Annotated in this window: 17 protein-coding genes; 10 read left to right on the top strand and 7 right to left on the bottom strand. The window is 37.7% G+C overall.

The window, feature by feature from the left end:
* Positions 1-683: 683 nt before the first annotated feature.
* The 6 genes from proC to PHX18_01235 all read right to left on the bottom strand — a co-directional run bounded on the left by proC (position 684) and on the right by PHX18_01235 (position 8,019).
* The gene (proC, locus tag PHX18_01260) at positions 684-1,487 is read right to left on the bottom strand and encodes a pyrroline-5-carboxylate reductase (protein MDD3593237.1); all 804 of its coding nucleotides are present in this window, start codon (positions 1,485-1,487) and stop codon (positions 684-686) included.
* Positions 1,488-1,501: 14 nt separating this feature from the next.
* On the bottom strand, positions 1,502-2,524 hold the full coding sequence (locus PHX18_01255; protein ID MDD3593236.1) for a chemotaxis protein CheW: 1,023 nt from the start codon (positions 2,522-2,524) through the stop codon (positions 1,502-1,504).
* Positions 2,525-2,526: 2 nt separating this feature from the next.
* Entirely contained in the window at positions 2,527-3,996 is a 1,470-nt protein-coding gene (locus PHX18_01250; GenBank protein ID MDD3593235.1) for a diguanylate cyclase, read from the bottom strand.
* A 36-nt stretch (positions 3,997-4,032) separates the two neighbouring features.
* Positions 4,033-4,548 carry a hypothetical protein gene (locus tag PHX18_01245; protein ID MDD3593234.1) on the bottom strand — a complete coding sequence of 172 codons (516 nt, stop codon included), beginning with the start codon at positions 4,546-4,548 and terminating at the stop codon, positions 4,033-4,035.
* Between the two features lie 114 nt (positions 4,549-4,662).
* Positions 4,663-4,914 carry a hypothetical protein gene (locus tag PHX18_01240; protein MDD3593233.1) on the bottom strand — a complete coding sequence of 84 codons (252 nt, stop codon included), beginning with the start codon at positions 4,912-4,914 and terminating at the stop codon, positions 4,663-4,665.
* Positions 4,915-4,947: 33 nt separating this feature from the next.
* The gene (locus tag PHX18_01235) at positions 4,948-8,019 is read right to left on the bottom strand and encodes an ATP-dependent DNA helicase (protein MDD3593232.1); all 3,072 of its coding nucleotides are present in this window, start codon (positions 8,017-8,019) and stop codon (positions 4,948-4,950) included.
* Between the two features lie 166 nt (positions 8,020-8,185).
* On the opposite strand from PHX18_01235, the gene PHX18_01230 reads away from it, so the two are divergent.
* The 3 genes from PHX18_01230 to PHX18_01220 all read left to right on the top strand — a co-directional run bounded on the left by PHX18_01230 (position 8,186) and on the right by PHX18_01220 (position 11,432).
* Positions 8,186-9,808, top strand: coding sequence for a CTP synthase (locus tag PHX18_01230; GenBank protein ID MDD3593231.1), 1,623 nt, complete (start codon positions 8,186-8,188; stop codon positions 9,806-9,808).
* 3 nt (positions 9,809-9,811) lie between these two features.
* Positions 9,812-10,210, top strand: coding sequence for a cytidine deaminase (locus PHX18_01225; GenBank protein MDD3593230.1), 399 nt, complete (start codon positions 9,812-9,814; stop codon positions 10,208-10,210).
* A gap of 82 nt (positions 10,211-10,292) precedes the next feature.
* Entirely contained in the window at positions 10,293-11,432 is a 1,140-nt protein-coding gene (locus tag PHX18_01220; protein MDD3593229.1) for a hypothetical protein, read from the top strand.
* A 113-nt stretch (positions 11,433-11,545) separates the two neighbouring features.
* Here PHX18_01220 and PHX18_01215 read toward each other — a convergent pair whose 3' ends face one another.
* Positions 11,546-12,907, bottom strand: a complete 1,362-nt coding sequence (locus PHX18_01215; GenBank protein MDD3593228.1) for a site-2 protease family protein — start codon at positions 12,905-12,907, stop codon at positions 11,546-11,548.
* A gap of 61 nt (positions 12,908-12,968) precedes the next feature.
* Here PHX18_01215 and PHX18_01210 point away from each other — a divergent pair, with 61 nt between their 5' ends.
* The 7 genes from PHX18_01210 to PHX18_01180 all read left to right on the top strand — a co-directional run bounded on the left by PHX18_01210 (position 12,969) and on the right by PHX18_01180 (position 21,150).
* Entirely contained in the window at positions 12,969-13,613 is a 645-nt protein-coding gene (locus PHX18_01210; GenBank protein ID MDD3593227.1) for a ComF family protein, read from the top strand.
* A gap of 72 nt (positions 13,614-13,685) precedes the next feature.
* A complete protein-coding gene (gene fabG, locus PHX18_01205; protein MDD3593226.1) occupies positions 13,686-14,414 on the top strand; it encodes a 3-oxoacyl-[acyl-carrier-protein] reductase in 729 nt (242 codons plus the stop codon).
* Positions 14,415-14,531: 117 nt separating this feature from the next.
* Positions 14,532-14,765, top strand: a complete 234-nt coding sequence (locus tag PHX18_01200) for an acyl carrier protein (GenBank protein ID MDD3593225.1) — start codon at positions 14,532-14,534, stop codon at positions 14,763-14,765.
* A gap of 24 nt (positions 14,766-14,789) precedes the next feature.
* Positions 14,790-16,055, top strand: coding sequence for a beta-ketoacyl-ACP synthase II (gene fabF / locus PHX18_01195; protein ID MDD3593224.1), 1,266 nt, complete (start codon positions 14,790-14,792; stop codon positions 16,053-16,055).
* A gap of 217 nt (positions 16,056-16,272) precedes the next feature.
* On the top strand, positions 16,273-17,391 hold the full coding sequence (locus tag PHX18_01190; protein ID MDD3593223.1) for a DegT/DnrJ/EryC1/StrS family aminotransferase: 1,119 nt from the start codon (positions 16,273-16,275) through the stop codon (positions 17,389-17,391).
* Between the two features lie 4 nt (positions 17,392-17,395).
* Entirely contained in the window at positions 17,396-17,653 is a 258-nt protein-coding gene (locus PHX18_01185) for a PQ-loop domain-containing transporter (GenBank protein MDD3593222.1), read from the top strand.
* Positions 17,654-17,724: 71 nt separating this feature from the next.
* Positions 17,725-21,150: a DNA polymerase III subunit alpha gene (locus tag PHX18_01180; GenBank protein MDD3593221.1), complete on the top strand. Its 3,426-nt coding sequence runs from the start codon at positions 17,725-17,727 to the stop codon at positions 21,148-21,150.
* Positions 21,151-21,157 lie beyond the last annotated feature (7 nt).

Here is a 21,157-nt window from a genome sequence, read left to right as displayed (position 1 = left end):
CCGAAGGCTACAATGAACTCTTAAGCTCTTCATCCCTTCACCCTCTCAGCTTCCCAACTTCTCAGCTGCCCAACTTCCTTTTCACCTCTTAAACTCAATCACAGCTTCCCAGCTTCTCAGCTGCCAAGCTTCTTTCCTATGGATTGCTTCAAATGCTTACACATTTTCGCAATGACGGCAAAATAATCTCCCAGCCTCCCAGTATGACAATAAGGCTGTCACCCTGAACTTGTTTCAGGGTCGCATGGTTGAGCCTGGTTTATATCGACGTACAATAATGAGATGCTGAAATAAATTCAGCATGACATTAAGAAGACTTCACCTCTTCCCAGCTTCTTAGCTGCCAAGCTTCCTTAAGCTCAATCCCAGCTTCTCAGCTGCTATATTGATTGTCCATTTCTTTTTCTTTTTATGCGAACAAAAAGAAAAAGAAACGAACCAAAGAAAAAGAAAAAATACGCTTAGTTGGGTTCTGTCGCAGGCTTTACTACTATTAAAGTTTATTTCTAAAGTCTGGTGCTATTCAAACTCAATCAGAGCATAACTTAGCCTAAGTGGTTAAAAATGTCGTTAGGCAAAGTAATACTCTGATTTCACACAGTGAATAGCGTTCTATCCTATATCGTAAAGCCTGCTTTTTTAAGCTCTTAAACCCAATCTCAGCTTCTCAGCTGCCAAGCTTCCTAGCCCTCTTTCCCTATATGTGCCAGGATAGCTGCTTTTTTGGCAGTAACTTCCATACACTCGATTAAAATCTTTTCAAGATTTTGGCTTGCTAAATAATTTAATCCCTCTATGGTACAGCCGCCGGGGGTTGCGACACGTTTGATTAATTCTTCCGGTGTTTGACCTGAAGAGGTAATCATTTTGGCAGCGCCAAGCATTGTTTGTGCGGAAAGTAAAATAGCATCTTTTTCACTCATACCAAGCTTTTCACAACCTTTAGCGAACCCTTGTGCCACGGCATAAAAGAAAGCGGGACCGCTGCCTGCCAAAGAGGTTGAAATATCCATAAATTTTTCGTCTATGACTATGACTTCGCCGACTTGAGTAAAAATATCTTTGCAAAGTTCAAGCTGCGCTTCGCTTAAATTTCTGCCTTTAGAAATCGTTGACATCCCCACGCCAAAAGCGCTTGGAGTATTGGTTAAAACTCTTGCGATACAAATATCAGGCGCAATTTCTTCTACATCTGACGTGTTTACCCCTGCGGCCAGGGATATTACAAGTTTGTCTTTGAACAAGTTCTTTAATTCTTTCACTGCTTCACCAACAATAGCAGGTTTTAGAGCGATTACAACCACATCTGAACTATTCACCAAATCGGCATTATCAGCGGCGGTTTTTAAGCCGTATGTTTGAACCAGATTTTCTAAAAAAACCGAATGAGGGTCGTATGCGGTAATTTCTGCTTGCAGCGATGATTTTTTCAATCCTTCTATTATTGAACTTCCTAATTTTCCTGCTCCGATAAAGCCTATTTTCATTGTATCTTCCTTATTTAATAATCTTCTATGTTTATATTTTCGCTCGAAAATAACTTTTCGACATTTAAAATGTTAATAAGTCTTTTATCTTCGTTATTGTAAAGTTCACCGATTATGAAACCCGAATCATCATCTTTGGGCTTCACCATTTCAAACGGCAAATTTGTGATATCAACGATATTATCTACAATCATTGCAAGTTTGTACTTATCGATGTTTATAATTATAACGGTCAATTTATTTTTCGGTTTATCATTACCTATGTTTAAAAAGCTTTTAATATCAATAAGGCAGACATAATCTCCCCTGAAGTTAATAATGCCTTTAATATAAGGCGGGGTGCATGGGATTATTGTTATAGATTTATCTGTGGTTGTTTTGATTTTTTTTACATATCTAAGGCTAAAACAGTAATATTCGTCATTTAGCGAAAAAATTAAAAACTTTTCTATGTTTTCATAATCGATATTTAGCGCTGTTTCCTGTTTTTCCTGCAGAATAACGGCCCTTTCTTCAAGTTTAACAACGGCATTGCAGGAAGAAGGCGGCTTTATATCGGAAATACCGGTAATAGAGTATTCAAGATTATCAAACTGGTTTATGAATTTTTCTATATCAACCAGAATAATTTGCGCTTGATTAATTTCCAAACCGGCAGATAAAAACTTATTAACGGAATTGTACGCTATAGCTTTGGAGGTTGATATATTTGCTGTTATAATATCTCCTGTTTTGTCAACAATAATCGCAAATTTTTTCTCATTTACATTAAAAACCAAAACCTGCTGCGAAGCGGAAAATTCTTTTTGTTCAAGCCCCAAACAGGTTTTTAAATCATATGCCGCTATATTTTCACCATGTAAATTTATTATGCCCGCTGCGTTAGGCGGTGTTTTTTCTATTGCTGCAAAAGAAGGCAGCTGAATAATTTTTACCAGGAACTTTATATCAAAAGCGTAGCCTTGGTCATTAACGAAGGCGATTAAAAATTCAGGTAAAATTTCGTTGTCTTGAGTCAGAAAAAAAGTATTATCCATAATTACCCCGAAAATGCCAATTCTATTCTGTTCTTGCCTTTTTCTTTTGCAATGTATAACGCTTCGTCAGCTTGTTTGATGAAATTATCGGTAGTCAGCATGTCAAAATTATTTTGGGCAATGCCGATACTGACGGTTACGTTTATTCTTTTTTCATCATAAACGAAAGCATAGTTTTGAATTTTGTTTCTTAGTCTTTCAAACGGTATTATAGCTTGCTCAAGCGTGGTTTCAGGCAAAACAGCCACTAATTCCTCACCGCCGTATCTGGCTACATAGTCAGTTTTTCTGAAAGAATCCAAAAACAGTTTGGAAATGGTTTGCAAAATTTCATCACCAAATAAATGACCGTAACTGTCGTTTAACTTTTTGAAATTATCAATATCAACCATGGCAATACTTAATGGTGAGGCATAACGATTTGAACGTGAAAATTCTTTTTCCAGTACCTGCTGAAAATATCTGCGGTTATACAAGGTTGTTAATGGGTCGATAATGGACAGCAGCTTGGTTTCGGAGTACAGCCATCTTATTTTCAGCACCATTTTTAATTCGGAAAGCACAATATGAAGGATTTTGGAATTATTATATTTGTTTGGTAAAACATGGAACAACGCTAAAGCTCCTATTAATTTCCCCTCGTTTTCTATGGGGATTATAAGCTCTGATTTGAATTGGTTCATGTCATCGATATTTTGTCTAAAGGATTTGATATTCGCTGAGCTTTCAAGGATTTTATAATCAAGTTTATATTGCGAATAAGCAAGATTCCTGTCTGTAATATGGGTATGAATTAAATCCCTCGTTTGAGAAATAATATCACTGCTTACTTCGCATTCATTTTGCGAAAAATAAATTACCTTATCTTTTTTATCACTGTCATTGTAGAAAACACCCGCCAGATTGTAATCCAAAATGGAGGACAAAAGCTCAAATAATCTGTTATTAAAGATTTTTTCTTCCAGTACAAATTCTGCTAAATCCCTAAATTCATTGATTAAGGTAGATTCAACCAAAGACTCGTCCAAAATTTCGGTAATTTTGGTATTAAAATCATAATCATCCATAATTTGGCAGGCAGGGGAAAAGCGTTTGTCTTCTTCGGCTTTTTCCAGTAAATCATAAATCTTCTGGATTAATTCTTCACTGTTGCCGTCTTTGTTAAAAAATCCGTCAGCACCTGCTCTTATGCCCCAAAAGCGGTCTATTTTTTTATCCAAAACCGTCAGCAAAATTATCGGGATGTGAGAAGTTTTTTCATCCTGTTTTAATAGTCTGCATAAGTGATAACCGTTAATATTCGGCATGATAATATCAGATAAGACGAGGTCCGGGCAGGTTTCATACACTTTTTTCATACCGTCCATTCCATTCTCTGCACAAACCACTTCAAAACCGTTCTTCTCTAACTTCATTTTCGTTGTCAGGAGTTGGGTTTTGCTGTCATCTATAACTAATATTTTTTTATCCATATTTATTACATTCTGTTTAAAAACACAAAACAGATACTATTGTACAACTTCTTCAATAATAGTGCTGCTTTCAATTGGTCCGATAAAATTTTCTATAACAGGGTAGCTGGCTGAAACTATAAATAAGGCAAAGAAAACAAGCAGCATCGCTATTGCTACACCTTTTTGCATATCCGAAAATATTAATACTTTATGCTGTTTTTTGTATTGCGAAAATCCTTTTGCTTCAAGCAGGTGAATTTGCATAGGCAGCTGTTTTTCAATTTCATCAATTACATGTTTAAGTTTAACTTTAATCATAATATTGTAGGCATCAGCGTTGGACCACCAGAAAAATGCAACCGCCATACCGATTAGAGACATTATGATATTTGCCGTAATATTGTAGCTGAAGCTTATATCCTTGGTAAAAAACATTATTACGAATATGATTATTACAGTTACCAAATAAAATTTATTTGTTGTAAAGTTTCTATCTACAAATTGTTCCTTCATACTGCAATACATTTCATATTGTCGCATCAGGTAGTCTTTATCTGTATTTTGTTCCATTTTTGAAGTTCCTCATAAAGTTACGCATTTAATTATCACATTTTTTTTAAAAAAAATCAAACTCATTTTATTCTTTAAAAACTTACTTTAGATAATGTTTTAGCAGCCTAAGAGTTATTTTTCCTTTGATTTTTTTATTTTCTGTATCAATTTTTTAGCCAAGGTTATTTTGGAGTGCTTTAGCGCTTCAATATAGGTATAAGACCAAATTGTTGATGACAGGTTAAAACCGGAATTGTGATAACAGTTGCTTATTTTTGTTTGTACAGCTGTTTTTAACAAATTTTTTGCCAAATCAGATGTGGCATAAGCTCCGCTTGAAAAAAACATAACAAGCGCCATTGCTAAGATTAATCGTTTTTTCATCTAAAATACTCCTTTTCATTACCTGCAGTTCTTTTATAATATATTCAAATTACAAAGTTGTCTATATTCGCAAAAACAGCAATTTTTATCATTCTGCTCTATTGGTGAAAAATTAAGCGCATTAATATTTTCGTAAGTAGCTGTTATTTTTTCTTTAATCTTTTTATTGTCTTCATCGGTTAATGCTGTATAGAAGTTCTTGTCAAATTCTTCTACAAAAATAAGCCCGGTTTGTGATACTTTGGAGCCTTCATATAAGGTTTCGAAGGCGAATTTATAAAATCGCAGCTGGTTTAAATAACTTTCATAATCTTTGCCGTCTGCTATTTGGGCTTTACTTTTTGCACTGCCGGTTTTGTAGTCAAACAGGGAAAAAGTCCCGTCGCTGTTTTGTTCTATTCGGTCTATGAAACCTTTTACAAAGCCGTTTTCTACGGGTACAAAATCAAAGGCAAATTCTGTTGCAAAAATATTTTTCGGCGGAGTTTCAAGCATTTTGGGATAAAATTTTTCAAGCGAAGAAATTCCCCTTTTTTGGTAAATATTTCTTTGCTTCTCATCTTCAAATTTTTGTTCGCCGATTTTTTTCTTAAAGACTTCAAGCACCCCGATTTTATCGGGATATTCACCCTTTTCTTTTGCAATTGAAACAGAGTATTCAAGGGTTTTATGGATACTGTTCCCGTAATTTGCCATTTCCCATTCTTTATCCAATATTGGTATTTTTAGAACATATGAATACAAAAAATTTCTTGGGCAATTCAAATAAGAATTAAGCGCACTCGGGCTTAGGACAAAGTTTTTCAGCATTGCTTTTAACTCTTCTTTGAATTCCTTTTTGTAGTCAAAATCCTTGATGCTGAAGCTTTTTGCGATTTCAAACAGATAATTCTCACCGCTTAGGGTATGGTTGTATTTTTCAAACAGGTTGTCATTGTTTGTAATATTAGTCAAATAACTTGTCAGCTCTTGAGGTTTGTTGTTAATCATATTTGAATAAGAAAGATTGAGAGCATATTTTGCCCGTGTAATTCCTACAAACAAAAGTTTTAACAGCTCTGCGTTTTTGGCTTCTTCTTCGGGAACAGAGGAGGTTTTTTCTATAGGAAGGGAGGCGCCTTGCCTCGAGGGATTTTTTTCCCACCTTGCAGCTACTAAATTCGGGATATAAACATGGGCAAATTCGCGTCCTTTGGCGCCATGCAAGGTTACCAGCTGCACGGCGTTTCGGGTAAAATCGTCTTTGTCTGTTGATATGTCAATATCTTCCTTGTAAGCGGTATCAAGATGTTCCAAAAATTCACCTAAAGTGCAGTAGGATTTAAGGTTTAAAAATGCGGCAGCCTCATCGGTTATTTTTTTAACGGCTAAAATATTTTCTGTTCTGTTTATCTCACTGTTTAAATAATACGCCAAAATTCCTGTTTTATTAATCAGTTCAATGATAAGGTTTTTAGGATGAGTGTGGGATTTTAGCTCTTTTAAACTGTTAAAAGCTTCCATAAAGCCGACAACCTTTTCTTTATTAACCCAATTTTTATCAAGGTTTTCGCTGATATTAAAAATAAAATCCCTGTGGTTGAGTTTATTTTGTTCCATTAGAAATAAATAATCTTCCGTCTCAAATTCAAACGGCTGAGAAAGCAGTAAACCGAAGAGTTTATCCGTATAATATGCATTATTATCAAGAACTTTTAAGTAAAAGTAAATCAGCAAAGAAGCGTTTATCTGAAAGATACTTTTTGTGCTTTTTATCTGAAAAGGAATATTTTTGGCTTTTAAAAGCTCCGCAAACTCCATTAATTCATCGTTCCTTCGGCTTAAAATTGCGATTTGGGATAAATCGGCTTCGCCGTTGTCGTTAGCCGGTAAAGTTCCCGAATTAATCAGGTTTTCTATATCTTCGGCAATAAAATTGTTTTCCTGCTTCAAGTCTTCAAATCCGTGGATTTTGACTTTTTGGTCTTTGGCGCAGATTGTTTGATTTTTAGCGGTTAAGCGTTTGGAAATATTGTAGGATTGGAATTTCGGGTTAATTTCAAGCCTTGAACCGTCCTGCGAAATCACTTCATAGCTCAAATCAAGGATAGTTTGGGAAGAGCGGTTGTTTTCATTGAGGCAGATGACCTTTGTGCGGGGGTATTTTTCCAAAAAGTTTTCAAGGTTGTCTGTCTGCGCGCCTTGAAATCCGAAAATAATCTGATCGTCATCTCCCACCACAAAAATATTTTCGCTTTTCGCGCCTTGTGCCAGCTTAAAGACTATTTGGTTTTGGGAAACGTTGGTGTCCTGATATTCGTCCACCAAAAAATATTTAAACTTTTTGGCAACAAGCGAAAGAAATTCCGTATTCTCGTCAAATACTTCTAATACGAGGTTTATCATATCGTCAAAATCGATAAAGTTGTTTTTTTTCAAAAGAAGGTCGTAGCATTCGTAAATTTCCCAGGCTTCGCGTGCTTTGCCGATTTTCTTTTGCTGCCGCTCAAAATTGCTCAAAAAAGTTTTGACAAGTTTGCCTTTTTCTTCCCGTTCTTTGTACTCTTCCTGCATTTGCATGAACTTTGGCATCCAGTCGGGGTGGGTTTTTAAATTATCAAAGTAAGCTGTTTTCTCCATCCTGTTTTTTTTGATTTCGGCAACGGCTGAAATAAGTTCTTTGATATAAAAATCGGCTTCGCCCCATTTGGTAAGGTGGAATTTTGGGTTAAATTCATCGACGACTTTTTTCATAAGGTCAAATTTTGTTACATCATCAATCAGCGAAACCCCTTCTAAAAGGTCAAAATGAGATGGATATTGCCTGATTATTTCATTGCAAAAAGCATGGTATGTATGAATGGCAACCCCTGAAGCTATTGTGCCTGTTTGCTGTACAAGTCTGCTTTTCATTTCGGCAGCGGCTGTTTCTGAAAAAGTCAGACACAAAATACTTTCGGGTGTTATGCCTTCTTCAAGCATATACGCTAAACGGTGAATAATGCTGAAAGTCTTGCCTGTGCCGGGTCCTGCCAGTACCATAACAGGTCCTTCAAGCGTTCTGATACATTCTGACTGTTTTTCGTTCGGAGTGATTTTAGAAGGTTGGATTTGAGCGTTAATCATTTTTGCCTGCCTGATTGTTGTTTTAAGAATATAATATCATACATCGTCTGTCGGTAAAAGATTTATAATAGTCATATAACCTGCGGTAAAAATAAATTTACATTCTGAATTTTTTGTTGATTTGAAATATAATGAAAGGATATTGATATTTTAAAAAGGGTGAGAGATGACAACTAAATATATATTTGTAACGGGCGGAGTAGTAAGTTCTTTAGGCAAAGGGATTGTAGCGGCTTCTTTAGGTAAATTGTTAAAAGCAAGAGGATATTCTGTTACTATCCAAAAATTTGACCCTTATATTAACGTTGACCCCGGGACTATGAGTCCTTTTCAACATGGCGAAGTTTTCATAACCGATGACGGAGCTGAAACGGATTTAGACCTGGGACACTATGAGAGATTTACCGATGTAACATTGAGTAAAGCAAACAGCGTTACATCAGGCAGCGTTTATCTGAATGTTATTAATAAAGAACGCCGCGGCGATTATCTTGGCGGAACCGTACAAACCGTTCCCCATATTACGGATGAAATTAAATCAAGAATTAAACAGGCAGCCACATCCGGCAAAAAAACCGACTTTGTAATCTGCGAAATAGGCGGCACTGTCGGCGATATCGAAGGCTTGCCCTTTATTGAGGCTATAAGGCAGTTCAGATTTAGCGCAGGGTTCCAAAACGCTTTGTTTATCCATGTAACCCTGCTTCCTTTTATTAACGTTGCAGGCGAACTTAAAACAAAACCCTCGCAACACAGCGTTATGACGTTAAGAAGTCAGGGTATTCAGCCTGATATTTTGGTTTGCAGAACCCAAAAATCTATCCCTAAAACAGAAAGGGATAAACTGGCTCTGTTTACAAATGTTGACCCTGAGGCTGTTATTGAATGCAAAGATGCAAAATATCTTTACGAAGTACCTGTTATGCTTGAAAAACAAGGACTTGCCACTCAGGTTATCAAAAGACTTGGGATGGAGGACAGGGAGCCTGATTTAACCGAATGGAACGAGCTTTTGGAAAAAGTGAAAAACCCTACCCATACCGTAAAAATTGCGATTGCCGGTAAATATACAAAGCTGTCCGACGCTTATATTTCCGTTGTTGAATCCATTAAACATGCAGGGTTTGCAAACCTTGCAAATGTCGATTTACAATGGGTATCCTCCGAGGATTTGCTTGATATGGAAAAAGCAAAAGAAGCTTTGGCGGGATTGGACGGTGTGATAGTTCCGGGCGGATTTGGCATAAGGGGGATAGAAGGCAAAATCAACGTTGTCAGATATTGCAGGGAAAACAACGTGCCGTTTTTAGGCATCTGCCTTGGTATGCAATGTATGGTGATTGAATATGCAAGAAACGTTTGCGGGCTAAAAGACGCTAACAGCAAGGAATTTGATGAGAGTACCACCAATCCCGTCATTGACCTTATGGAAGAGCAAAAATTTGTAGAAGGCTACGGCGGTACCATGCGGTTAGGCAAATACGAATGCCACCTCAAAAAAGGCTCCAAAGCCAATGCTGTTTACGGCAGCAATGTTATTTCGGAACGTCATCGCCACAGGTACGAAGTAAATAACAAATACATAGAACAATTTAAAAAAGCAGGGTTGGTTTTTGCCGGCATGTCGCCTAACAAAAACCTTGTTGAAATGGTAGAGTTACCCGAACATGACTGGTTTGTAGGCTGCCAGTTCCATCCGGAGTTTAAATCAAGACCGGAAAGACCCCATCCGCTTTTCTACGGCTTGGTAAAAGCCGCTTCTGACAATGTACTTAAGAAAAAAGGATAATTTATGAAAATAAATTATGACGAGTTACTGGCAAAAGCAAAGGAAGTAAGCAAAAACGCTTACGCTCCTTATTCAAATTTTCCTGTCGGGGCTTGCGTTTTGTTTGAAAACGGAAATATGTATACGGGTTGTAATGTTGAAAATGCCAGCTACGGGTTAAGTCTTTGTGCAGAGCGTAACGCCATTTCTACGGCAGTTGCCGCAGGTGAAAAAGCTAAACTTGTTGCCATTGCAATAGTTGCGGAAAATATGCTTGATTGCCCGCCTTGCGGCGCTTGCAGGCAGTGGATTTATGAGTTTAGCCCGGATGCGGAGCTTATATTTGAAACAAAAGACGGATATTGCACTACTACGATTAAAGAACTTTTGCCAAAAGGGTTTGTATTGAATACCAAAGATTAACAATTCCTAAATCACCTGATTGATGAAAATTTGTCTAAAATAATATATTATATTAGTATGGAATAAAGTACTTGGGGAAGAAATGAGAAAGCCTTTAAATATATTAGCGGCAGCAGCTCTTGTTATAAGCCTTTTTGCAGGTACTGTGTCTTATAGTGCGGAAGCCCCTAAAATGGGTGAAAATGGCTATGTTTTTCGCGGTTATGCTCAAATTAACGATGAGTTTAAAGAAGACAGTGAGATTTTAACCGATAAAACCACGGTTTTAGACAAAGGAACAGTGGTTAAAATGGTTGTCGCCAACATTATTAATACCGAAAATAACGTCAGAGGCGATGAATTTTTTGCCCAGATTACAAATGAAATCAAAACCGAGGACGGGGTTGTAGTTCCGGCAGGAAGCGTTGCCCACGGCACAATTATCGAGATTGTGAATTCCAAGCGTTTTAGCCGTGATGCCAATGTGACGCTTAATTTTGACTATATTGTAACTCCTGACGGCAGAGAAATTCCGATAGAAGCTAGAATGACCACTAAAAGAAATCCTGTTGCCAATGCGGCTAAGGTTACGGCTACTCATGCCGGCTATACTCTAGGCGGAGGCGCGTTGGGCGGATTACTGGCATTGCAAATGTTCGGACTTCCTGCGGCTGTAGCAAGTCAGGGCTATACGGTTATCGGCGGAGCAGGTGTGGGCGGTGCTGTCGGACTTGCCGTTGCTATGAGCAAAAAAGGCAATGAGGTGTTGCTTGCACAAGGTGATGAGATTAATGTTAAACTTACCGAAAAAACAAAATTAAGGGTCATGAAAGAATCAGCGCTTTTGGATAATGAATTTTTTAATGAGAATTTAGATGTACGAATTACAAATATTACTTATGAAAAAGACCCCTTCGGTGAACCGAATACTATTACACTGACACTTAGTATAGTTAATAAAACAGACAGGCAGCTGTCTACATTTGATATGGCTTTGATGAATGACACGAAGGCTGTTTTTCATGCTTCTCCGTTTAGCGATACGGATTTGTGGTTTAAAAAATTATCGCCTAATTCACGCATGGCAGGAAAAATTTCTTTTAATATTGAAAACCCCAAACAAAAGTTATGGTTTGTGTTTTTTGACGGCAAAAACAGAAAAATGTTGTTGAAAATCTCTTTGGATAATGTGAAACGCACCTTGGAAAAAGAAAGAGAAACCGGAAAAAAAGCACGTAAATAGCGCTACCAAGTAAGTTGGGTTAAAACCTAACCTACATAAACTCAGCTTCCCAGCTGCCGAGCTTCCTTAAGCTTTTCACCTCTTCACCTCTTCAACCATTAAGCTGATTTTTGCTAGAATTTCTTCATTATAAGGGCAAAGACATCATTGACGATTATAACCACCATCAAGCCGAGCAGCAGCAAGAAAAAGATTTTGGAAATATTTTCTATAACCTCTTCATTTAAAGGTCTGCCTATAATTTTTTCTATAATAATAAACATAATATGACCGCCGTCTAATGCAGGAATAGGCAATAAATTAATAATGGCAAGGTCAATACTTATTAATGCCGTTAAAAGAATACCGTCAAAAATCCCGTTATTTTTAATAGTGTCACCGCCAAGCTTTACAATGGCAACAATGCCATGTAGATTGTCGGCAGATACTTTGCCTATAATTAATTTTACCAGCCCGTCTACCATTAAAATAGTGTTTCTTACAATATAATCATTGGACATTTTCATCAAGCTTTTAAAAGAATCCACGGGTTTAAACATTTCTCCTATTTGCAAATTAATGCCCAGGATACCGTCTTTATTCGGATATACTTCTTTAAGTTTTACAAGTCTTTTATCACGTTTAACGGTTATTTTAATGGGATGAAAAGTGTCTGCGCTGGCAAGAGCTATATCATAAACGCTGTATTCGCCGTTAGCATATATTTTGTCTGTTTGGGCTATTTCATCTCTTAAATCTTTATGTTTGTGAGAAAGTGCTATACCGTCAGGTTTTTTTTGTGTTCTGAGATAAAAATCCTGCGGCAGCATAACAGGTGCTTCTGACCTTGCTTTTGGCACTTTTATTTCCATACCCAGAGTAAGGGGAGCATTTTCATTTGTAATTTCAGGATTAGCCTTCATGATGTTTTTAACTTGTGCTTCAATATCTTGTTGCTGCACAAAACCGTCTGCCGGTTTGCTTCTTCGGATTGTTTCAATAAAAATCATGGGGTTTGTAACGTCAATACCGTTAACAGAAATAATTTGGTCGCCTTTCTGTATACCTGTTTGCCTTGCTGCCGAATTAGCCACGGTTTCGCCTGCGAGGATTTTGTATTGCCCGCTCGGTAGTTCACCTGCAAAAAACGCTACTGACATTACCAATAGATAAGCTATAATGACGTTTGCCGTAACACCTGCTGAAATAACAATGATTTTTTGCCAAGCAGGACGATTGGAAATCCTGTCGGGGTCGTCTTTCGGGATTTCGCTTTCGGGGTTATCATCAGGAAACCCTACATATCCGCCCATTAAAAATGCATGTATACAGTATGTAATATCACCTATTTTTTTTTCAAATAACGTAGGTCCTATAGGAAGCCCGAAGCCTACTCTGTCCACTTTTATGCCGAATATTCTTGCGGCAAAAAAATGACCTGCTTCATGAACTAAAATCAATACGCTTATTAAAAGAAGCATTATAATTATGTGCATTTTATATCCTCATAAATTGTGGTTAAATATATTCTATCAGTTATATAAATTATTAACAATTATGATTAATTTTTTTACAAAGCTTCTTGCCTATATTTATAAAAGGAAATGTTATACTTGTGCGAAAACGTTTTCCTGTGATATTATTTGCCCCGATTGTAAAGATAAAGTTATTCAAAATCTGTCTTTTGGCAGCTTGAAAAAGCAAGGCATAAATATTTATTATGCAGCTGCTTACAGAGATGAGATTAAAAAAATTATACGGGCTATCAAGTACCATAAAAAAAGAGAATTTGCCCCTATACTTGCCGAAATGCTCCGTTCTTTGGTTGAACAGTTAAAAATTCCCGTAGAAAATTATGAAGTTTGTTTTGTTCCTATCCATCCTCACCGTTTTAAAAAAAGGAAATATAATCACATGGAACTTGTTGCAAATGAATTTGCACGCAAAACCAACCTTCAGGTAAACAATAATCTTATAACCCGTGTAAAAGATACTCCGCCGATGTACAAACTGCATATAACGGAAAGAAAAAAAGCGCTTAATAATGCCTTTAAGGTAAATTTTCAAAACGAAGCCGGGAAAAAAATCATTTTAATTGATGATATTGTAACAACAGGCACAACCGTTTCTGAAATAGTAACAAGCCTTAAAAAACAAGGTTTTAAAGATATTATAGTACTTAGTATTTCTTGCGGCGCTTAAATTTTTTCAGATTTGTGCAATAGACGTATTTTTATAATATAATTAACAAAGGTACAAATTCGGGAGAAAATTATGAGCGAGAATAAATTAGCCCTTATAACGGGAGGTTCGCGCGGAATAGGCAAAGCTTGTGCATTAGAACTTGCAAAAGCCGGGTTTGATATAGTTGTTAACTATGCTTCCAATGCTTCCGCCGTAGAAGAAACTCTCAAAGAACTCCGGGCATTCGGCGTCAGCGCAGCGGCCGTGCAATTCGACGTGAGTAATAAAGAAGAAGTTAAAACCGGTATAGACAATATTATGAACGAATTTGGCAGAATTGATGTTTTGGTCAACAATGCCGGAATTACACGCGATAATCTGCTTATCAGGATGTCTGACGAAGAATGGGAACAGGTTATAAATGTAAATTTAAGCAGCGCATTTTATGTAACAAAACCGGTTGCAAAAATCATGATGAAACAAAGAGAAGGTGTTATCATCAATATGGCAAGTGTTTCCGGAGTTTACGGCAATGCCGGGCAGGCTAATTATTCTGCAGCAAAAGCAGGGTTAATAGGGTTTACAAAATCACTTGCAAAAGAACTTGCCGCAAGAAATATCAGGGTTAATGCCATTGCCCCGGGATTTATCCAAACCGATATGACAAAAAATCTTGACGGTGAAAAAATAGCTGAAGCTATTCCCCTTAAAAAACTTGGTTTGCCTTCCGATATAGCAAAAGCCGTTAAATTTTTTGTTGCGGATGCACCTTATATTACAGGTCAGATATTAGGCGTAGACGGCGGTTTGGTGATTTAGCGCTCTGTTTATGCCGTTTTTGCAGGTATATTTACAAATTTGCATAATTTGCATTTTTGTAATTAAATAAAAAAATATGATTATATGTTATTAGTATAAAATTAAGAGGAAATTAAAATGAGTAACACTTTAGAAAGAGTAAAAAAAGTTGTAGTGGAACAACTAAGCGTTGATGAATCACAAGTAGTTGAATCAGCAAGTTTTACAGCTGATTTAGGAGCGGATTCTTTGGATACCGTTGAACTTGTAATGGCATTTGAAGAAGAATTCGGATGCGAAATTCCTGATGAAGATGCAGAAAAAATTCAAACAGTTAAAGACGCTGTAGACTACATCGAAAGCCACTCGTAAAAAGATTAAAATAGGAACTTAATAATGACTTGCAAACCAAGAAGAGTTGTTATAACAGGCGTTGGTGCTGTTACTCCTTACGGTGTTGGTGCGGACTTGTTTTGGGATAATGTAAAACAAGGCAAAAGCGGCATTAAAAACATTAGTATAATTGACGCAACTAACCACCCTGTTAAAATAGCCGGAGAATTTACCGACTTTAATGCGGCTCAATATATGGACCCCAAAGAAGCAAAAAGGATGGACAGATTTACGCAGCTTGCTATGGTTGCTGCTGATGAAGTATGCAACGACGCAGGCATAACAGCCGATAATGTCAATCCTGAACGATTTGGCGTGTTCGTGGGCAGCGCTGCCGGAGGTATGGAAACTATTGAAAAAAATCACCATTTGATTATAAACAGAGGTCCTGCAAAATGCAGTCCTTTTACTGTTCCAATGATGATTGTCGATATAGCGGCCGGTAGAATATCCATTGCCCACAATGCCAAAGGTCCTAATAAAGCTGTTGTTACTGCTTGTGCAACAGCGGCAAATTCCATAGGAGATGCTTTCAGAGCTATTCAATATGATGATGCCGATATTATGATTGCAGGCGGAACAGAAGCTGCTATTACAAATCTCGGAATGGGCGGGTTTACAAGTGCAAGAACACTTTCTACCAGAAACGATGAACCTGAAAAAGCCAGTCGTCCTTACGACAAAGACAGGGACGGGTTTGTTATGTCGGAAGGCGCTTGTTTATTAATGCTGGAAGAGCTTGAACATGCTAAAAAAAGAGGTGCAAAAATCTACTGCGAAATCATAGGTTACGGCGCTTCTGCCGATGCTTACGATATTGTTGCCCCGCATCCTGAAGGCGACGGGGCGGCTTTGGCTATGAAAAACGCTATAAGAACAGCAGGGATAAAACCTGAGGATGTTAATTATGTTAACACCCACGGAACAAGTACTTCTGTTGGCGATGTTGCCGAAATTAAAGCTTTATGCAAGGTTTTTGGTGATTATGTAACAAACGGCAGTTTGTTTGTCAGCTCTACAAAAAGCATTCATGGACATCTTTTGGGTGCGTCGGGCGGAGCCGAAGCTATTGTGTGTATAAAAGCCATGCAGGAAAATTTAGTCCCTCCTACCATTAATTTGGAAAATCGTGATGAAGCTATTCCTGCCGGTATTAATTTAGTGCCTAATGTTGCACAAAAAACAGATGACTTGAACGTAACAATGTCTAATTCATTTGGTTTTGGCGGACATAATGCATCGTTAATCTTTAAAAAGTATAAAGATTAAGTTCTTATAAAATCAACTATCAAAAAGAAGCTGACTAAAAAGTAATTTAGCGGCTTCTTTTTTATTGGTAAAACAGGATACCCTTAATAACTCCCAAACTTCCGTCCGTGCTTGCAAAACTTTTCCAAACGGTGTCTTAAGAATATATAAAGAGTTTCACCCCGCTAAAATTAATGTGCTAAAATCATTTCATGAGACAAAAAATGGAGAGAAAGAAATGATACCTATCTTGGATTTAACAAAACAATATGCTCAAATACAGGCAGATGTTGAAAAAACAGTTTTAGAAGTTTTAAAATCGGGGCAATATATCTTAGGCAAGCACAACAAGGGATTAGAACAGGAAATAGCGGATTTTTGCGGGGTAAAAAGAGCGGTTGCGTTAAATTCGGGAACGGATGCGCTGCATTTGGCGCTTCGTGCGCTTGATGTAGGACCGGGAGATGAAGTTATCACAGTAGCGTTTACTTTTGTAGCAACAACAGAAGCCATAGGTATAGTAGGCGCAACACCTGTTTTTATTGATATTGACGGTGATACATTTAACCTTGACGCTGCTTTGTTGGAAAGCAAAATCACCTCCAAAACCAAAGCCGTTATTCCTGTCCACCTTTACGGTCAGCCTTGTGATATGGATGTAATCATGGACGTAGCAAAACGTTATAACCTTTATGTAATAGAAGATTGCTGCCAGGCAATAGGAGCCGAGTATAAAGGTCAAAAAGTCGGTTCTTTCGGTGATATTAACTGTTTCAGTTTCTTCCCGACCAAAAACCTCGGAGCTTGCGGAGATGGCGGTATGGCAACAACAAACAGCGATTTTTTGGCGGACAGAATGATTGCTTTGAGAAACCATGGCGGAGCTGTCAGATATTATCACGATGAAATCGGCGTTAACAGCCGTTTAGATGAAGTTCAGGCAGGAATTTTGCGAGTAAAATTACCTTACATTGAAGAATGGAATAAAAAACGCAGGGAAAATGCTTATCGCTACAATGAACTTTTAAAAGACGCAGAAGGAGTAGTAACTCCAAAAGAATTAGACGATACATACTGTGTTTATCATCAATATACAATACAGGTAGAAAACAGAGATGCTGTCCATAAATATTTACAAGACCATGGTGTCGGAGCGATGATTTATTATCCTGTTCCTCTTCACCTGCAAAAAGTACATGCCTATCTGGGCGGTAAAGAAGGCGATTTACCTGTGACAGAAGAAAAGACCAAAAAAGTTATGTCGCTGCCTATGTTTGCAGAGCTTACGTTTGAGCAGCAGCAAATGGTTGTAAATACGGTAAAAGAAGCTATAGCAGCTTGTTCTTCTAAGGTGTAAGCTTATGCCAAAAGAATTTTACGGTTATATAGCGGGCATTTTAATGTCTATAGCATATCTGCCGCAAATTTACAGGGTACTAAAAACAAAATCCGCAAAAGATTTTTCCTATTGGATGCTTGGGCTTTATGCAAGTGCGACGTTTTTGTGGGGTGTACATGGCTTGATTTTCAAATCAAATTCCATGGTTATATTTAACGGTGTGGTGTTCCTTCAAATACTTGCTGTTATTATGTTAAAGTTTTTTTACTCCAAAAAATAATTTGTTTGCACCGCAGCTCTGTGGATTGTACAATAGTATAAAGGTATGGTTAGGGAGTACAGGTTCGGAATATGCAGTATGTTCCATTACATTTGCACACGGAATACAGTCTTTTAGACGGGGCAACCCGGATTAAAGAACTGATAAGTTTTTGTCAGGCAAATAATATGCCTGCCTGTGCTTTGACAGACCATGGCGTGATGTACGGCGCTATTGAATTTTATAAATTTGCAAAAGAAAACCATATAAAGCCGCTTGTGGGCTGCGAAATTTATATGCATACCGGGGAATTGTCCGAAAAAGACCCCAAAAACAACCCTATGTACCACCTGATTTTAATTGCCAAAAATAAAACAGGGTATAAAAATCTTGTTAAACTTGTCAGTATAGCAAACTTAGACGGCTTTTATTATAAACCCAGAATTAATCACGAGCTTTTAAAACAACACAACGAAGGCTTGATTTGTTTAAGCGCATGTCTTGGCGGAGAGTTAAACAAATACATTTTGCAGGATAATTATGCAAAAGCAAAAGAGCAGGCGAAATGGTACAAAGACCTTTTTGGCGAAGACTACTATATAGAATTGCAAGACCATAATTTGCCCGAGCAAAAACGTGCAAACCCGCAGTTGATTAAGATAGCAAAAGAGCTTGATATTGAGCTTGTAATAACAAATGACAGCCATTATAACAGACCCGAAGATGCAAAGGCGCATGATGTTTTGCTTTGTCTGCAAACAGGCAAAACCTACGAAGACCCTAATAGAATGCGTTTCCCGAATAACGAATTTTATATCAAAACCGCCGATGAATTGAGATTAGCTTTCAGTTGGCTTGATGATGCCACCTTTAACACCTGCATAGAAAATACCGTAAAAATTGCCGATAAATGCAATCTTATAATGGAACTCGGTAAAACGCTTATTCCTGATTATGAAGTTCCTGCAGGGTTTACGGTCGAATCATATCTTCATAAGCTGGTTCGTGACGGATTAAAAAAACGTTACGGTGAAATTACCACCGAGCTTGACAAAAGATATAAATTTGAGCTGGAAACAATTGAAAAAATGGGTTTTGCGGCATATTTTCTAATTGTATGGGATTTTATCAATTATTCAAAAAGACATAATATTCCCGTAGGACCGGGCAGGGGGTCTGCGGCAGGCAGTTTGATTGCTTATGCTCTTGAGATTACGGATTTAGACCCGATTGAACATAATCTGTTATTTGAGAGATTTTTAAACCCCGAACGTGTAAGCATGCCCGACGTAGATATCGATTTTTGTATCGAAAAACGTGCCGATGCGATTGATTATGTTACACGTAAGTACGGCGAAGAGCGGGTTTGTCAGATTATTACGTTCGGAACATTAGCAGCCAGAGCTGCGCTTAAGGGCGTTGCGAGAGTTTTGGACATTGATTACTCAACTTCAAACGAACTTGCAAAAATGGTAATTTCAGGTCCCAAAATGAAGCTCGTTGATTCGTTAAAAGACGGAATGCCGCTTAAAAAAGAGTACGACGAAAAACCGCAGGTAAAAGAGCTTGTTGACCTTGCAATCTCCATTGAAGGTATCAAAAATAACTACGGCACTCACGCGGCAGGTGTAATTATTTCTAAAGACAATCTTAATGAAATTGTTCCTTTGCAGCGAACTAAAGAAAATATAGTGGTAACAACATACTCTATGAGCGATGTTGACTCTATAGGGCTGTTAAAAATGGACTTTTTGGGATTGAGAAACCTTACCATTATTGACCAAACGTTAAAAATGATTAAAAGCAGGACTGGCGAAAATATTGATATTAATAAAATTCCGCTTGATGATCAAGCTACTTATGACCTGCTGTCAAGCGGCGAAACCGACGGAGTATTTCAGCTTGAATCACAAGGGATGAAACAGCTTGTGAAAAACCTACGTCCTTCGGCATTTGAGGATATAGGCGCTCTGGTGGCGCTGTACAGACCCGGACCTTTGGAATCAGGCATGATTGATTCTTTCGTAAACCGTAAACACGGACGTGAAAAAGTTACCTATGCCCATCCTCTTTTGGAACCGATTTTAAAAGATACCTATGGCACAATGGTTTATCAGGAACAAATTATGCAGATAGTACAATCTCTCGCCGGCTATTCGCTGGGGCAAGCTGATTTGTTAAGACGCGCTATGGGTAAAAAGAAAAAATCCGAAATGGATAAACAAAGGGCGATTTTCATTGACGGAGCTGTGCAAAACAAAGTTGACAGAGCTGTTGCGGAAGATTTATTTAACAGTATGGAAAAATTCGCCGAATACTGTTTTAACAGGGCGCATAGCGCCGCTTATGCATTTTTGGCTTATCAAACAGCTTATTTAAAAGCCCATTATTCCATAGAATATTTTAGCGCGTTATTATCAAGCGTAAGTGATAACCAGGAAAAAACCCAGGCATACATTGCAGAATGCCAAAAACTCGGTATTAAAGTGCTTCCCCCTGATGTAAATTCTTCTAATGCCAGTTTTTCGCCTGACAAAGATAATATAAGATTTGGTCTTGCTTCAATCAAAAACGTTGGTATGGCTTTTATTGAAGAGATTGAAAAAGAGAGAAAAGAAAAACCGTTCAAGTCTTTTTACGATTTTTGCAGCAGGGTAAGCGGCTTAAACAAAAGAACGCTTGAAAGTCTTATAAAAGCGGGCGCTTTCGGCGAACTTGAAAAAAGCAGAAAGCAGCTTGTAAACAACATCGACAATGTAATAAGCTCGGCACAAAGAGAAATTCAGCGTAAAGAAAGCGGACAGATGGGGCTTTTTGCTGCATTCGGCGAGGATGAGGAAGCAGGAAATTATACTTTGCAGGGCAGCGATGAAGAGTTTACCGATACAGAAATTCAAATGTTTGAAAAAGAACTTTTGGGTTTTTACGTAACTTCACACCCTTTATCCAGTATTCAAAGGCATTTGCCGTTTTTAACCACGCACAAAATTTCTCAGCTTTCAGACCTTCCTGATGCTGTGCCTGTAACAGTATGCGGGCTTTTAAGCAGTGTAAGGATGCTGACAACGAAAAAAGGTAAGCTTTTTAAAGCAGGCGTGATAGAAGACCTCACGGGGAGTGTTGAGTTTGTAATGTTCAGCAAACAGATGGAGCTTTACGGCGATTATTTGGAAAAAGAAGCCAAAGTAATCATTGCAGGCAAACTTCAACAGCGGGGTGATGATGAAGAAGGCAAAACTACAAGCATTGTGGTTGATTCAGTTAAAATGGTTGAAAACACAAATATTATTGACCTTGAGTTTTTGCATACAATGAAGTTTGAGGATATAGCCGCTCTTAAAGATGACTTAATCAAATATAAAGGTTCTGATCCGCTTATCATAACGGTAAAAGAAGATTCTCCCGTGAAAATTCTTGCCAATAACGGGTTTTGGCTCAATACTTCCAATGATTTAATCAATACTATTAATAAAAAATACGACGGCATGGTGAAATTATCCGCCCGCTCTTTGGATTAGATGGTTT

The organism is Candidatus Gastranaerophilales bacterium, assembly GCA_028696075.1.
Classification (GTDB): Bacteria; Cyanobacteriota; Vampirovibrionia; order Gastranaerophilales; family JAILCC01; genus JAQVHS01.
This window is presented reverse-complemented; position numbering and strand designations above follow the sequence as displayed.

Excerpts from the sequence above, each read along its gene's own strand:
- fabF (MDD3593224.1), top strand. The coding sequence starts at position 14,790 with ATGACTTGCAAACCAAGAAGAGTTGTTATAACAGGCGTTGGTGCTGTT.
- PHX18_01245 (MDD3593234.1), bottom strand. The coding sequence starts at position 4,548 with ATGGAACAAAATACAGATAAAGACTACCTGATGCGACAATATGAAATG.
- PHX18_01185 (MDD3593222.1), top strand. The coding sequence starts at position 17,396 with ATGCCAAAAGAATTTTACGGTTATATAGCGGGCATTTTAATGTCTATA.
- PHX18_01235 (MDD3593232.1), bottom strand. The coding sequence starts at position 8,019 with ATGATTAACGCTCAAATCCAACCTTCTAAAATCACTCCGAACGAAAAA.
- PHX18_01200 (MDD3593225.1), top strand. The coding sequence starts at position 14,532 with ATGAGTAACACTTTAGAAAGAGTAAAAAAAGTTGTAGTGGAACAACTA.
- PHX18_01225 (MDD3593230.1), top strand. The coding sequence starts at position 9,812 with ATGAAAATAAATTATGACGAGTTACTGGCAAAAGCAAAGGAAGTAAGC.
- proC (MDD3593237.1), bottom strand. The coding sequence starts at position 1,487 with ATGAAAATAGGCTTTATCGGAGCAGGAAAATTAGGAAGTTCAATAATA.
- PHX18_01255 (MDD3593236.1), bottom strand. The coding sequence starts at position 2,524 with ATGGATAATACTTTTTTTCTGACTCAAGACAACGAAATTTTACCTGAA.
- PHX18_01180 (MDD3593221.1), top strand. The coding sequence starts at position 17,725 with ATGCAGTATGTTCCATTACATTTGCACACGGAATACAGTCTTTTAGAC.
- PHX18_01230 (MDD3593231.1), top strand. The coding sequence starts at position 8,186 with ATGACAACTAAATATATATTTGTAACGGGCGGAGTAGTAAGTTCTTTA.
- PHX18_01240 (MDD3593233.1), bottom strand. The coding sequence starts at position 4,914 with ATGAAAAAACGATTAATCTTAGCAATGGCGCTTGTTATGTTTTTTTCA.
- PHX18_01250 (MDD3593235.1), bottom strand. The coding sequence starts at position 3,996 with ATGGATAAAAAAATATTAGTTATAGATGACAGCAAAACCCAACTCCTG.
- PHX18_01215 (MDD3593228.1), bottom strand. The coding sequence starts at position 12,907 with ATGCACATAATTATAATGCTTCTTTTAATAAGCGTATTGATTTTAGTT.
- PHX18_01210 (MDD3593227.1), top strand. The coding sequence starts at position 12,969 with ATGATTAATTTTTTTACAAAGCTTCTTGCCTATATTTATAAAAGGAAA.
- PHX18_01220 (MDD3593229.1), top strand. The coding sequence starts at position 10,293 with ATGAGAAAGCCTTTAAATATATTAGCGGCAGCAGCTCTTGTTATAAGC.
- PHX18_01190 (MDD3593223.1), top strand. The coding sequence starts at position 16,273 with ATGATACCTATCTTGGATTTAACAAAACAATATGCTCAAATACAGGCA.
- fabG (MDD3593226.1), top strand. The coding sequence starts at position 13,686 with ATGAGCGAGAATAAATTAGCCCTTATAACGGGAGGTTCGCGCGGAATA.